At 60.3% G+C, this 13,303-nt stretch carries 12 protein-coding genes; 1 reads left to right on the top strand and 11 read right to left on the bottom strand.

The window, feature by feature from the left end; all coding sequences use genetic code 11:
- Position 1: 1 nt before the first annotated feature.
- The 11 genes from V1471_RS17185 to V1471_RS17135 all read right to left on the bottom strand — a co-directional run bounded on the left by V1471_RS17185 (position 2) and on the right by V1471_RS17135 (position 12,377).
- Complete coding sequence (locus V1471_RS17185; protein WP_434290374.1) at positions 2 to 1,072, bottom strand: Rieske 2Fe-2S domain-containing protein; 1,071 nt, start codon at positions 1,070 to 1,072, stop codon at positions 2 to 4.
- 217 nt (positions 1,073 to 1,289) lie between these two features.
- Positions 1,290 to 1,772: a MarR family winged helix-turn-helix transcriptional regulator gene (locus V1471_RS17180; RefSeq protein WP_434290372.1), complete on the bottom strand. Its 483-nt coding sequence runs from the start codon at positions 1,770 to 1,772 to the stop codon at positions 1,290 to 1,292.
- Between the two features lie 33 nt (positions 1,773 to 1,805).
- On the bottom strand, positions 1,806 to 2,264 hold the full coding sequence (locus tag V1471_RS17175; RefSeq protein ID WP_434290371.1) for a MarR family winged helix-turn-helix transcriptional regulator: 459 nt from the start codon (positions 2,262 to 2,264) through the stop codon (positions 1,806 to 1,808).
- A gap of 348 nt (positions 2,265 to 2,612) precedes the next feature.
- Complete coding sequence (locus V1471_RS17170; RefSeq protein WP_434290370.1) at positions 2,613 to 3,782, bottom strand: M20 aminoacylase family protein; 1,170 nt, start codon at positions 3,780 to 3,782, stop codon at positions 2,613 to 2,615.
- A 1-nt stretch (position 3,783) separates the two neighbouring features.
- Positions 3,784 to 4,278: an L-2-amino-thiazoline-4-carboxylic acid hydrolase gene (locus V1471_RS17165; protein ID WP_434290368.1), complete on the bottom strand. Its 495-nt coding sequence runs from the start codon at positions 4,276 to 4,278 to the stop codon at positions 3,784 to 3,786.
- Positions 4,275 to 5,573: an NAD(P)/FAD-dependent oxidoreductase gene (locus tag V1471_RS17160; protein ID WP_434290366.1), complete on the bottom strand. Its 1,299-nt coding sequence runs from the start codon at positions 5,571 to 5,573 to the stop codon at positions 4,275 to 4,277. The genes V1471_RS17165 and V1471_RS17160 overlap by 4 nt, the downstream gene beginning before the upstream one ends.
- A complete protein-coding gene (locus V1471_RS17155) occupies positions 5,573 to 7,198 on the bottom strand; it encodes an aminotransferase class V-fold PLP-dependent enzyme (protein ID WP_434290365.1) in 1,626 nt (541 codons plus the stop codon). Before V1471_RS17155 ends, V1471_RS17160 begins: the two co-directional genes overlap by 1 nt.
- A gap of 9 nt (positions 7,199 to 7,207) precedes the next feature.
- Complete coding sequence (locus V1471_RS17150; protein WP_434290363.1) at positions 7,208 to 8,854, bottom strand: ABC transporter ATP-binding protein; 1,647 nt, start codon at positions 8,852 to 8,854, stop codon at positions 7,208 to 7,210.
- On the bottom strand, positions 8,851 to 9,726 hold the full coding sequence (locus V1471_RS17145) for an ABC transporter permease (protein WP_434290362.1): 876 nt from the start codon (positions 9,724 to 9,726) through the stop codon (positions 8,851 to 8,853). Before V1471_RS17145 ends, V1471_RS17150 begins: the two co-directional genes overlap by 4 nt.
- Positions 9,723 to 10,700 carry an ABC transporter permease gene (locus V1471_RS17140; RefSeq protein WP_434290360.1) on the bottom strand — a complete coding sequence of 326 codons (978 nt, stop codon included), beginning with the start codon at positions 10,698 to 10,700 and terminating at the stop codon, positions 9,723 to 9,725. The genes V1471_RS17145 and V1471_RS17140 overlap by 4 nt, the downstream gene beginning before the upstream one ends.
- Before the next feature lie 93 nt (positions 10,701 to 10,793).
- Complete coding sequence (locus V1471_RS17135; protein WP_434290359.1) at positions 10,794 to 12,377, bottom strand: ABC transporter substrate-binding protein; 1,584 nt, start codon at positions 12,375 to 12,377, stop codon at positions 10,794 to 10,796.
- 210 nt (positions 12,378 to 12,587) lie between these two features.
- Here V1471_RS17135 and V1471_RS17130 point away from each other — a divergent pair, with 210 nt between their 5' ends.
- The gene (locus V1471_RS17130; protein WP_434290358.1) at positions 12,588 to 13,298 is read left to right on the top strand and encodes an SDR family oxidoreductase; all 711 of its coding nucleotides are present in this window, start codon (positions 12,588 to 12,590) and stop codon (positions 13,296 to 13,298) included.
- Positions 13,299 to 13,303: the final 5 nt, after the last annotated feature.

The raw sequence follows: 13,303 nt of genomic DNA, 5'->3' as shown, positions 1-13,303 counted from the left end.
GTCAGTCGTGATAGACGAAGGACGGGTTCGGCTCAGAGGAAGCATCCACCGTACGCTCACGCTCCAGCATCTCAGAGATACGTTTGCGATAGACCATAGGCCCGCGGTCGATGGCGATGCGGATCGGGCGACGTTTCTGCGGCGCCTGTTCTTCGGCATGCACGGCTTCGAGAATGTCTTTGTCTTCGTCAAAGGCGATACGGAACATGGCGTCGATCTGTTGCGACGCTTCCTCGGTCTCAACAGCCGTGTTGCGCAGGTGCATCCAGCGGTCGATCGTGTAGCCCTCCGTGACCGGCGTCATGAAATGCAGCGCAAAGATGCGGTTGCCGTCGTCGAGATTGTCTTCGGTGATGCCATCGGCCACATTGGCAGAGCCGAAATCGATCACAGCAATCGACGGCTGATACAGGTGGTAATAGTGCCAGCGATCCACATTGCCCTCGAACCCGCCGAATTTCTTGAAGAAGCCGATGGGCTCGGCATCACGAATCCAGCGCCATGCGGTGATCGCCTCGCCTTCGGTAGAGACATGCACCGGAATGTTTTCCGAGGCGGAGTTGCCCAGAGTGGTCGGATGGACAAAGCTGACATGCGCCGGATCGACAAGGTTTTCTGCGACGTTCAGGTAGTTCGACTCGATGTGCAGCGCATCGCCATGATGGGCGTGCCATTTCGGATCGGTAAACTGCGGCATGTCGAAAATGTCGTCGGGGTTGGCGCGATGTGCATCGCCCATCCAGATCCAGACAATGCCGTGACGCTCGAACGTCGGATAAGCATCGACATAGGCCGAGGTCGGGATTTTGTCCTGCCCCGGCACGCGGGTGCATTTGCCATCCGCACCGAAGGTCAGACCATGATACCCACATTGCACCGTATCTCCGATGCGCTTGCCCTTGGAAAGCGGCAGAAGGCGGTGCGGACAGCGATCTTCGAGGGCCGCCACCTGGCCATCGGTACGGCGGAACAAAAGCACCGGATCTCCGAGGATCGTGAAGCGGCGCAGCTCGTCGTCAATCTCAGAGGACCACGCGGCGACATACCACGCATTGCGGACCAAAGTCGTCATATCAAATTCCCTTTTAGCTGGCGTGTGCGTTGGGTCAATTAGTGCGTACTAAAAGTATTTGATCCAGATCAAAATAAAAAATACTGTCATTTATTTGCATACAAACGATATGATCGTATAAATTTTACGCAAAAATTGACACAAAAGGCGCAAAAACCGTGCGGACTGAGCTCCGTGCGGTCATATTTTTATTTTAGTACGTAGTTATTTCGAGCCATTATTGCGACTCATCCGTGCCTGTCAGCACCTTGCGCAGCAACTCCATGAACAGCGTCTGCTCAATCGGCGTGAGCGGCGCCAGCAATTCTTCACCTGCGCGCAGACTGACAGGCACATGATCGGTCGCACAGGCTCGCCCCGCCTCGGTCAGTTCAATCACAGAGGCACGCTGATCATCCTTGCTGCGGCTCTTCTTGATCAGCCCGTCTTTTTCGAGCTTGCGCACCACGACCGTCGTCGTCGACGGGTCCATCGAAGTCAGCCGCCCGAGATGGCTTTGCGCCACCGGCCCCATCTTGAGCAAGGTCACAAGGGCAACGAATTGCGTCACCGACAGGTTCGGCGTCGACACCGCCTGAGTGAAAAGCTGCGCGCCGCGCTGATGCACACGCCGAACGAGTTGCGCCGGGTGGTTGCGGGGATCATAGGCCTCGATCTGCTCCGCACTCACCTCGACCGGTCGCGCCTCATTCTCAGCCATCGCATCCACCCTTTCGACGCTCCACGCCCAATCTCAGCTGATCTTCTCGAGAAGCGCAAGCAGGGTGCGCCGCTCCGACGCATTCAGCGGCCCAAGCGTCTCTTCGGTGATCGCCTGCATCACAGGTACGCAATCCGCAATCAGCGCCCTGCCCGCGTCGGTCGCACTCAGAAGATACCGTCGACGGTCCTCTTCATCCTTTTCCGTCACAATCAGACCACGCGCCTCAAGCCGGTTCACCACGCCTTTCGTGGTCGCCGCATCCATCGCGACGGAACGACCCAGCGCATTCTGCGACTGCGGCCCTCTGGCCATGGCGAGACGATAGAGGGTCGAGAATTGTTGTGGCGTCAAACTGTCCATCCGCTCTGCGAAAATCGTCATGTGACGCTGATGCGCCCGGCGCAGCACAAAGCCAATTTGCTCATCCAGCACATAGTTCGGCTTGTCATCCTCGGTTTTCAAAAGGGGCTGCCCTATCGTGTTTGTCATCGACATCTGATCCAAATTGTCTTGCTGATCGCTCAAAACTTTTTTCACCGTAGCGCCTTAGGAGCCAAAGCTCCAGACGGACCCTGCCCTCTAACGGATCGGCTTTCCCGATGCCCCACAGATGAGCACCTTCCGGGGCGACAGAATGCTCACCTTCCACAGCTCAACGGCAGAGCCGTCTCGTTTCCCCTAAAGAACCGCCGCCATTTATGAGGCGGACCTCCGCCACCCCTAATGGTCCACCGGACTTAAACGCCTGACTGACAAGACCTTGTCGCGTAGCATGATCGTATGAAACCGCGCCGAACCTGTCTGACCCGGCGCGTCTTGACCTCTGTACGGCGACGATCAGCCCAACGGCAAACGCTGGCGCACAAGCGTGGTCCAATAAGAACCGCCCCAGGCAATTACATCGTCATTGAAATCGTATTGCGGGTGATGCAGTGCCGCCGACGGGCCGTTGCCGACATTGATCATCGCGCCGGGCACCTCGTTGAGCATAAAGGAGAAATCTTCTCCGCCCAGCGTTTGCGGCATATCGAGGAACACGTTCTCAACGCCCGCCACCTCTTGTGCGGCCTTGGCGGCCAATTCGGTTTCACGCTCATGGTTGACCGTCACAGGATAGTGGCGAATGTACTCCGTTTTACCGACAGCGCCGAAAGCCGCAGCGATATTCGCGACCATCGAGGTGATGCGCTCCTCGATCATATCGCGGACCTCTTCGCGAAGCGTCCGCACCGTGCCCGTCATGGTGACGTCCTGAGGAATGACGTTGAACGCATTGCCGGCCTGAATGGTGCAGAGCGAGATCACCGCGCTGTCGATCGGGTCCATATTGCGCGAGGTCAGCGTCTGAACCGCCTGCAACAGCGCCCCCGCGATTGGCAGAGGGTCGATGGTCTGATCTGGGCGTGCCGCATGGCCTCCCCGCCCTGTGATGGTAATTTTCACCTCATCGACCGAGCCCATGATCGGCCCCGAATTGATGGTGAATTGTCCGACCGGAAGGTTCGGACGGTTGTGCATGCCGTAGACCTCATCGCAAGGCCAGCGGGTGAACAACCCGTCTTCGATCATCGCCCGCGCACCTGCGCCGCCCTCTTCGGCGGGTTGGAAGATCACCACCACAGTGCCGTCAAACGCCCGACTTTCCGCGAGATGCCGCGCGGCGCCCAGAAGCATGGTCGTGTGACCGTCGTGTCCGCAGGCGTGCATTTTCCCAGGGATTTTAGAGGCATAGGGCTTGCCGGTTTCTTCCACAATCGGCAGCGCATCCATGTCGGACCGCAGCCCGATGGTGCGCCCGGAAACATTGCTCTGGCCTTTGATCACACCAACGACGCCCGTGCGTCCGATGCCCTCATAGACCTCGTCGACCCCAGCTGCACGGAGCGCCTCGGCCACCTTCTGGGCCGTCCGCTCCACGTCATACAACAGCTCGGGGTTCATATGCAGATCGCGGCGAAACTCCGTCAGATCGGCAACCTGTTTGGCGATCCAATTCTCGACAGCCATCTCAGGCCTCCTTTTTCATTCTGTAACGGAAATCGCAGTGGCTCGCGCCTTTCATGATCGTCTGGGTCCGGGTCATTTCGATCTCCGGATTGTAGCCGATGCAGAAATCACCATCGCGGTTGCACGACAAAAGGTGGCCGATATCGCCCAACCCCATCTCCTGATACATCTCCGCGTATCGGCATTTCACCACGTTGAAATCCATCTTTTCCTCGGACATCTCGATGGTCTCGATCCGCAGCGCATCTTCGCGGGTCCAGTTCGGCTGGATCGCGGCGAAATCGGTCAGGTCCGGGGCGTGGCCCAGCTCTTCGGCCAGCATTGCACCCTGTTCGATGGCGGATTTTGAACAGGCGGCGCCGATCACGGCCTCGGCCTCTTCGCGACCCGAGCGCTCGGTGATCACATCGAGCACATGTTTGAGGATCATCGCCTCAATTTTTCGGCGTAGGAGGATCGGAATGTCGTTCAGATCCATCTTTTTTTCTTCGGTCATAGGTTCACTTCCTTGTGGTCCTGACGTTTGAGCCAGGCCAGATAGGTGGGGGCAAAGCGGCGCACAAAGCCGTGCACCGGGAAGGGATGCGGTTCGGTCACCGGCAGGGCAAGCTCGTCTTCGGGCTGGCCGGTGGCGGCGCGGGCCAGTTCGCGGCCCAAAGAGGTGCCAAGCGCCACACCGCGTCCGTTACAACCGATCCAGGCCCAGCCATCGGGGCCGAGTTTGTGAATGCGCGGGAAACGGTCCCAGTTCATGCCGATATAGCCCGACCAGACGTGGGTCATTTCCGGCACGCCAAGCTCGGGAAAGGCCTCCGCAAGGTTCTTCGCGGCTTTCTTGCGCACGCGGTTGGCGACATCGAAGGACCCCATCACAGCGCCCCCGGTGATCAGACGATTGCGCGCGTCATAGCGGAAAAACCGCAAATCGCCGCGCGTATCGGACACCGCCTGACGGCCCGGCAGGATTTTCTGACGCAGGTTGTCGCCAACGGGGGCTGTCGCCATTTGCCAACTTAGCACCGGCACCACGGAATGCGCGATGCGAGGGGCCAGACGCTGCGCCAACTCGCCCGTGTAAGCGTTGGTAGCAAGGATCAGTGCCCGTGCCTTGAGCGTGCCCTGCCCGGTCTTGATCACCCATTCATTGCCCACGTGCTCAAACGAGGTCACGGGGCTGTCCTCATGGATCACCGCGCCCAGATGTTCGGCCACCCGCGCCATTTCGCGTGCGAGCGCCAGCGGATTGATGTGTCCGCCCGTCGGGTTGTACATCCCGCCATACCAGAAATCGGTGCCGAGCAGATCGGCACATTGCTTGGCGTCCTTCAACTCCGCCGGAAAGCCATAGCGCGACCATGCCTCCACACGTTTTGCCGACAGCTTTACACGACCGGGGCTGTGCGCGGGTTGGAACCAGCCGTTTTGTTCGGCCTCCGCCTGCATGTCGAATTCGCGCACGAGATCGAAGAGCACATCGCCCGAGTTGCCGATGAGCCGCACCATGCGCTTGCCCGCCTCGCCATAGCGCGACACCCAAACGTCCGGCTCGGCGGAGGTGAGGATCGGAATGACCTGACCGTTGTTGCGCCCTGACGCGCCCCATCCAGCGGCTTTGCCTTCAAGAACCGTCACCGCATGGCCGCGTTTGCGGGCCTCGATGGCGGCGGACAGTCCGGTGAAGCCTGCGCCAATGATGGCGACATCCGTTTCTTCCACGCCCGAGAGGGGCGCGGACAGGGGGCGTTCGGGGGCTGTGACAGCCCAGAGGGATTTTGGAAATTCGACAGACATCAGGCCGCTCCTTCCGTGGTCAATCCAATCACTTCCTGCGGCAACCAGAACCAGCGCAGGGCTTCTTCTTCGTCCGAAAGGTCCGGGCCATTTTCGCAGATCAAACCTTTCGCGCCAGCCGCGAGATCTTCGGCCTGCGCGAGGCAGGTTGGAAAATCGGGCACCGTCTCATCCACCGCCCCGTGGGCTTGCCAAAGTGCGGAGAGCGCGGGGGGACAGGTGTCCTCGAACTTGGGCGTGGCGCGCCAGATGCCCTCGACCGCATCCAAACGGTAATAGGCCAGCATGTCGAGGCCATGATCGGCCACAAACCGGATCGCAGCGGCGATCTTATCCACGTCTTCGTCGTCGAAGAACCAGTTCACGCCGAACCTTGCCCAGCCGGGACGGAAGATCGAATGACCGTGCTTTACAGCGGCCTCGTGGCGCGCGCTTTTCTGTGGGTCGATGTCCAAAAGCGCGTGTCCGTAAGGCCCGGCGCAGGAACAGCCACCCCGGGCCTGAATCCCGAAGAGATCATTGAGCAGCGCCACGACGTAATTGTGATGCAAGAGTTTGCCCTGAACCCGCAGGTTGAAGGAAAAAATCCCCAGACGCGGTACGTTGGACGGCCCCAAAAGCTCCATCCCCGGAATGGCGCGCAGCGCGTCTTCCATCCGGCGGGTCAGAACGGTTTCGCGGGCCTCGACGCGGGCTTCATCCATATCGCGTTTGAGCTGCATCACCATGCCCGCGCGGATGTTGTCCACGATGGCGGGTGTGCCGCCTTCTTCGCGATGCTCGGGATCGGCGATATAGCTATGGCCCTCAGACGTGACATAGCTCACCGTACCGCCGCCCGTCAGCGTCGGGCGCGTGGTGTCAAAGAGGCTCCGTTCGGCGATCAGGACGCCAGATGCGCCCGGACCGCCGGGGAATTTATGCGGCGAGATCACAGCCGCGTCGATCCGGTCGCCTGCGCCTTGCGATGTTTCGGCGAGTTCCACCGGCATATAGGGCGCGGCGGCGGCGAAATCGGCGACGCAGAAAGCATCGTGGTCGTGCAGAAGACGCGCAATGGCGCGCAGATCGGTGCGCACGCCGGTGACGTTCGAGGCCGCCGAGAAAGCACCGATTTTGAGGGATTTACCCTCATGCGCCTTCAACTCACGTTCTAGGCTCTCAAGGCAAATGGTGCCCGCCGCGTTCAGGGGAATGCGCACAACCTCTGCCCCGCTTTCGCGCCAAGGCAGATCGTTGGAGTGGTGCTCATAGGGGCCGACGAAAACGACACCCGCGGAAAGCCCTTTCATGGCAAAGGCCCGCACCAGCTTGTCGACTGCGCCGGTGGCCCCGGAGCCGGTGAAAATCACCGCGTGCCGGGCATCGGCATCGACCGCCGTGCGCACCGCTTCGCGCGCCATTTCCCGGAGCTGCGTGGTGCGGCGCCCGACGAAAGAGGTCTCGGTGTGCGTGTTGCCATAGTACGGCAGCACATGGGTGCGGATCGCATCCTCGATAAAGCCAAGCGCGCGGCCGGAGGCGACGTAATCGGCATAGATCAACGCCCGCGGACCAAAGGGACCGGACATCGCCGCCCCCTCCCCGATCAAAGCGCTGCGGATATCTTTGAATTCCAGTGACATGATAAAACCTCAGGCGGCGTCCGTGTGCAGCGACGGGGGTGTCCAGTCGCGGCCCGGAATGGAAGAGAGCAAATTCTGCGTGTAGGGGTGCTGTGGATTGGCGAAGACCTCGGCGGTCAGGCCGCTTTCCACAATCTCGCCCTTTTGCATGACGATGATGCGGTCACAGAGCTGCGCGGCGACACGAAGATCGTGGGTCACGAACAGCAAGGACAGATTGAGCCGGTCGCGCAGATCGGCCAGGAGTTTGAGCACCTGCGCCTGCACCGACACATCGAGCGCAGAAACCGGTTCGTCGGCGACGATCACCTTGGGTTCCAAAGCCAGAGCACGGGCGATGCCGATACGCTGACGCTGACCGCCGGAGAACTCATGCGGGAACCGGTTGGCGGCGGCGGGGGACAGCTCGACCAATTCCAAGAGTTTCTTGGCGTCTTCCCGGGCTTTTTTCGGGTCCGCCCCATGGACGATAGGCCCTTGGGCGATGAGATCGACCACGCGCTTGCGCGGGTTGAGCGAGGCCATCGGGTCCTGGAACACCATCTGAATGTGCTGCCGCAGCGCGCGCAATTCCTTGGGCTTGGCGGCCAAAAGATCGGTGCCGTCCAACTCGACGGAGCCTTGGTCGCATTCCAGAAGACGCGTGACGATGCGCGAGACCGTGGTCTTGCCGGAGCCACTTTCGCCCACAACCCCAAGGGTTTCGCCCTGACGCAGCTCAAACGAGAGGTCCTTGACCGCCGTCACGGCTTTGCGTTTGCCCGAAAGCAATCCGCCACGCGCAGCGAAGGTCTTTTTGAGGCCAGTGCCTTTCAGCACCACGGGCGCCTCAGAGGCGGCTTTGACCGGCGGCGGGGTGAGTGCGGGAACGGCCCCGATCAGCGCGCGGGTGTAGGGATGTTGCGGGTGGTTCAGAACGGCATCGGTCGGGCCGCTTTCGACCAACTCGCCGCGGCAGAGCACGGCGACCTTATCGGCAATCTCCGCCACCACGCCAAAGTCATGGGTGATGAAGAGAACCCCCGCGCCCTCTTCTTCCTGGAGCTCGCGAATGAGTTTCAGGATCTGAAGCTGGGTCGTCACATCGAGCGCCGTGGTGGGTTCATCCGCGATGATCAGTTTCGGCGAGAGCACCAAGGACATGGCGATCATCACGCGCTGGCGCTGACCGCCGGAGATTTGGTGCGGATAGGCGTTATAGGCCGAGGCCGGCTCCGGGATATGCACGCGTTCCAACATCTCGATGGCACGCGCTTTGCGCTCGGCTTTGGTCATCTTGGTGTGCAGGCGCAGCACCTCGTCGATCTGCCAGCCCACGGTTTTCTGCGGGTTGAGCGCGGTCATCGGCTCTTGGAAGATCATCGAAATATCGGCGCCGCGCAGTTTGCGCATCTCGGCATCGGCTTTCCCGCGAAGTTCTTCGCCCATGAACCGGATCGCGCCGCCGGTAACGCGCACATGCGGTTCCGGCAAGAGGCCCATGATGGCCCCGGCGCAGAGCGATTTGCCAGAGCCGCTTTCGCCGACGAGGCAGACGATTTCGCCCGCTTCGATGGTCAAATCAAGCCCTTCGAGCGCATAGGGACGGTCCGCACCTTTTGGCAGGGAAATCTGTACGTTGCACAGTTCGAGGACGGGAGGAGGTGTCTTGGTCATTTCTTCTGCCTCGGATTGAGTGCATCGTTCAGCCCCTCGCCCAGAAGCGAAAAAGACAGCACGGTGAGGATGATCGCGATGCCGGGGATCACGGCGCAATAGGGGGCAGAGCGCAGCACGGCGCGGCCTTGACCGATCATATTGCCCCAGCTTGCGTAGTTCGGGTCGCCCAATGCGAGAAAGGCCAGCGCGCTTTCCATCAGGATCGACAACGCCATGATGACGGAGGCGTAAACGACGATCGGCGGCATGGCATTGGGGAGGATTTCACGAAAGATGATCGAGGTATTCGACACGCCCAAATTGCGGGCGGCATCGACGAATTCGCGGTGGCGCAGCGACATGAACTCGGCGCGGACCATGCGGGCGGGGGCCGTCCAGCTGACGATACCGATGGCGATCGTGATCCATTCGATTTTCGACCCCATGATGGCGACGAGCGTCAGCAAGAGGACAAAGTTCGGGATGGTTTGAAAGGCTTCGGTGATACGCATCAGAACGTCATCGACCCAGCCGCCGAAGTAGCCCGCCAGCGCGCCGATCACGACGCCGATGACGATGGCCACAAGGGTCGCGACCACGCCGATCAAAAGCGAGATGCGGGCCCCGTAGAAGACGCCGGAGAGCACATCGCGGCCCAACTGGTCGGTGCCCAAGGGCGTGTCCCAGTTCATGAAGGGCGGGGTCAGCGGCTCGCCCGCGCGTCGGAGCGGATCGCCGGGATCAACGATGCCAGCGGTCAAAGCCATGAGCACGACAAGGGCAAAAAGAAAGAGGCCAAGCAGCGCGGCGCGGTTGCGTTTGTAGCGGCGCCAGAACATGACATAGCGCGGCGGCTCGGGCGGGGCGATTTCAGTATCGGCGAGGGTCATGCGAGTTCGATCCGGCTGTCGAGACGTGCGTAAAGCAGGTCGGTGAGAAAGTTGACGACGACAACGATGATGGCGCAGAGGAAGATGATGCCCATCAGCGTGTTCATGTCGCGCTGCACGACGGACTGGTAGGCAAGCTGCCCAAGCCCCGGCAGGGTGAAGATGGTTTCAACCACGATGGAGCCGCCCAGAACGGTGGAGAACTGAAGCCCCAAAAGCGTGACCACGGGCAAAAGCGCGTTGCGCATGATGTGGTGGGTCATCAGGCGGCCTTCGCGGGCGCCTTTGGCGCGGGCGGTGCGGACGTAATCGAGATCGGCCACTTCCATCACGGAGGCGCGCATCAGGCGCAGGTAGAAGGCGAGATAGATCAGCGACAGCGCCGTCGTCGGCATCACAAGGTGGCGCACCACGTCCCAGACGTGATCCCAGCCGGTATAAAAGGCGGCGATGGTTTTGATCCCCCCGACCGGCAGCCAGCCGAGTTTCACCGAAAATACCAGCATCAGCATGAGCGAGAGAAAGAACGACGGTGTCGCGTAGAACACGAGGCCCAAGATGGAGATCAGGTTGTCGGTCGCGGAATAGGCCCGGCGGGCAGCAATGGCGCCAAGCACAATCCCCGCAACAAACGCAATGCTCAGGGATGTTGCCATCAGCATCAAAGTGGTGCCGAGGCGCTCCATCAAAACGGTGGACACCGGTTGTTCATAGACAAAGGACCAGCCGAAATCGAAGGATGCCAGCTTGACCATGTAACGCCAAAGCTGCACCCATACGGGCTGATCGAGACCGTATTCGGCCCGAAGCCGCGCGATAAAGGCGGCGTCGGCCCCGCCCATGTCGCCCACAAGCGCATCGACCGTGTCGCCAGGCGCAAGTTTGAGCAAAAGAAACGTGCCGATCATGATCAGGATGACCACAGGAATCGCCTGAACGAGACGCCTCAGCGCATAGGTCAGGATCGGGGGCATGTGCAGAGTCATTGTCTTTGGAGCCTTCGGGATCATAGGCGAAAAGGGAAAAGGGCGGGCGCGAAGGAGAGGCGCACCCGCCAGAATGTCAGATCACTGTTCGAGCCAGAGGTCGTACCAGCTCGACGAATTCCACCGCGGCGTGTTGTGGTGGTTGTGGAGCTTGTTCGAGGTGACCGAGATGAACGGGTGTTCGATCGCGAAGATCACCGGCAATTCTTCCATCTCGCGCTTCTGGATTTCGTGATACATCGCGGCGCGTTTTTCGACATCGAGCTCGGACGCGGCGGCGTCGATCATCGCGTCCATTTCCTCGTCCTTCCAGCCGAACTGGTTGGTCCAGGGCGTGCCTTCCGGCTGACCGGAGCGCAGCCACACCATGGTGGAAACGGCCGGGTCGGAGCGGAACTGGTGCCAACCGTTCGCGGTATCGAAGTCGTGATCACGGTAGACACCGTTGAGGAACCCAGGCGCATCGTTCGTGAGGATCTCGACGTCGATACCGATCTCTTTCATCGCCTGCGCATAATACTCGGCCCAAAGCTGGGTGTATTCCCCCCAAGGCGCCGGGCGATGGCGCAGATGGAACCGGTAGCCGTCGTCCTTGACCGGATATCCGGCCTCGTCGAGCATCTTCTTGGCGAGTTCCGGATCGTAATCGTAAGTCGGCACGTCGTCCGTATAGTTGACCTCATCGGCGCTCGGGATCGGTCCGCGACCGGGCTTGGCGAACCCATGCATGATCGTCTTGATCGCATAGTCGATGTCCAACCCGTGATACATCGCCTGACGCACTTTCAGATCGGCAAGGATCGGGTTGCGGTGATTAAACTCGACGGTGGAGTGGGCGACGTTGTTTTCATAGCCCATGGTGCCGACCGTAAAACGGTCATCCTTGCTGAACCGGTCGACATCGGCCATGGACACGCCGATGAAACCCGATTCCTGCACTTCGCCCGCTTCCAATGCGGCAGCTGCGGCAGATTTGTCCGTGATGAAACGCCAGACAATGCGGTCGAGATAGGGATAGCCTTCACGCCAATAATCTTTGTTCTTCTCAGCCAGGACATACTGGCCACGCTCATATTCGACGAATTTGAACGGGCCAGTACCGACGGGGGCGGTGTTGTATTCGTTCTGGAGAATATCCGTGCCTTCAAACAGGTGTTTTGGCACCGGATGGCCCAGATCGGGCATGGCGGCGACGAAAAGCTCAAGCGGCATCGGCTTGGAATAATTAAACACCGCCGTGTGCGGGTCCGGGCAATCGACGCTTTCGAGATTGGCCTGAAGTGCCGAGGAGTAGTTCAGGAGTTTTTTCCAAAGCTCAATTGCGGAAAAGGCCACGTCATCGCAGGTGAAGTCCACGCCATCGTGCCATTTCACCCCTTCGCGCAACTTGAGCGTGATCGTCAGACCATCGTCGGAACCGGACCATTCGGTCGCCAGAACCGGCTCATAGCCCTCATAGCTCTTGTCGATCAGCGGCTCCATGATCTTGCCGGTGATGTTGTACACGCCGGTGGAGGCGCGCAGACCCGGATTGAGAATGCGCTGTTCGGAAATCATGTGAATGACGGCGGTGCCGCCCTTCTGGACCTCTTCTTCCGCATAGGCCGCAAAGGCCACGGAACTCAGAGCCCCGGTCATGGCGAGCGCCAGCCCTGCCTGTTTCATCTTAAAAGTCATCTTTTCTGGTTCTCCCGGTCGGTTGATCGCCCGTTTCCGGGCCTCTGCGGTCGTGTTGCCCCCTCACCTGACGGAAGCTCTCTGCATCCGTCAACATCAAAAACCAACTTCTGAAGTAAGATTGGAAAAAAATTCTACACAATGATTAAATATTGGTGTTAGCATTCCTCTCAATCTGAAAACACTGGGACAGAACATATGACCAAAACTGCATGGATCACCGGCGCGGGCTCCGGCATTGGTGCGGCCATGGCGCGGGGCTTTGCCAAGGCCGGATATCGCGTTGCCCTGACGGCGCGGGGCCGTGAGAGCCTCGAGGCCGTCGCCGCCACCCTGCCCGATCCTGACGCCGCTCTGATTCTCCCCGGCGACGTCACCGATCGCGCGGGCATGACCGAAGCTGCGCGAAAAATCGCGGACTGGTCGGGCGGGTTACATGTGCTCTGTAACAACGCCGGGCTGAACATCCCGAAACGCAGTTGGGCCGATCTCGATTGGGAAAGCTGGGATCGGGTGATCGATGTCAACATCACCGGCGCGCTCAACGTGATTGCCGCCTGCCTGCCGATCATGCGCGCCCAGAAAGACGGCGTGATGATCCATACGTCGAGCTGGGCCGGTCGCTTTCACTCGCCGGTGAGCGGCGTGGTTTATGGCGCCTCGAAACATGCGCTCTCCGATCTCTCGCTCAGCCTCAACGATGAGGAAGGCAAGAACGGCATTCGCTCCACAGCGCTTTGCCCCGCCGAGGTGGCGACACCGCTTTTGGCCAAACGCCCCGGCTTCGACGCCGCGAAAATGGCGGCGATGATTCAGCCGGAGGACATGGCGAAAACCGCGTTGTTCGTCGCCGAAATGCAGCCCGGCATCTGCCTGCCGGAAATCGTCCTGTCCCCCGTTCGCACCTGACATCC

The organism is Celeribacter sp. SCSIO 80788 (assembly GCF_051054295.1).
GTDB lineage: Bacteria > Pseudomonadota > Alphaproteobacteria > Rhodobacterales > Rhodobacteraceae > Celeribacter.
The sequence above is the reverse complement of the archived record's forward strand: the minus strand, read 5'-3'. Positions and strand labels throughout refer to the sequence as shown.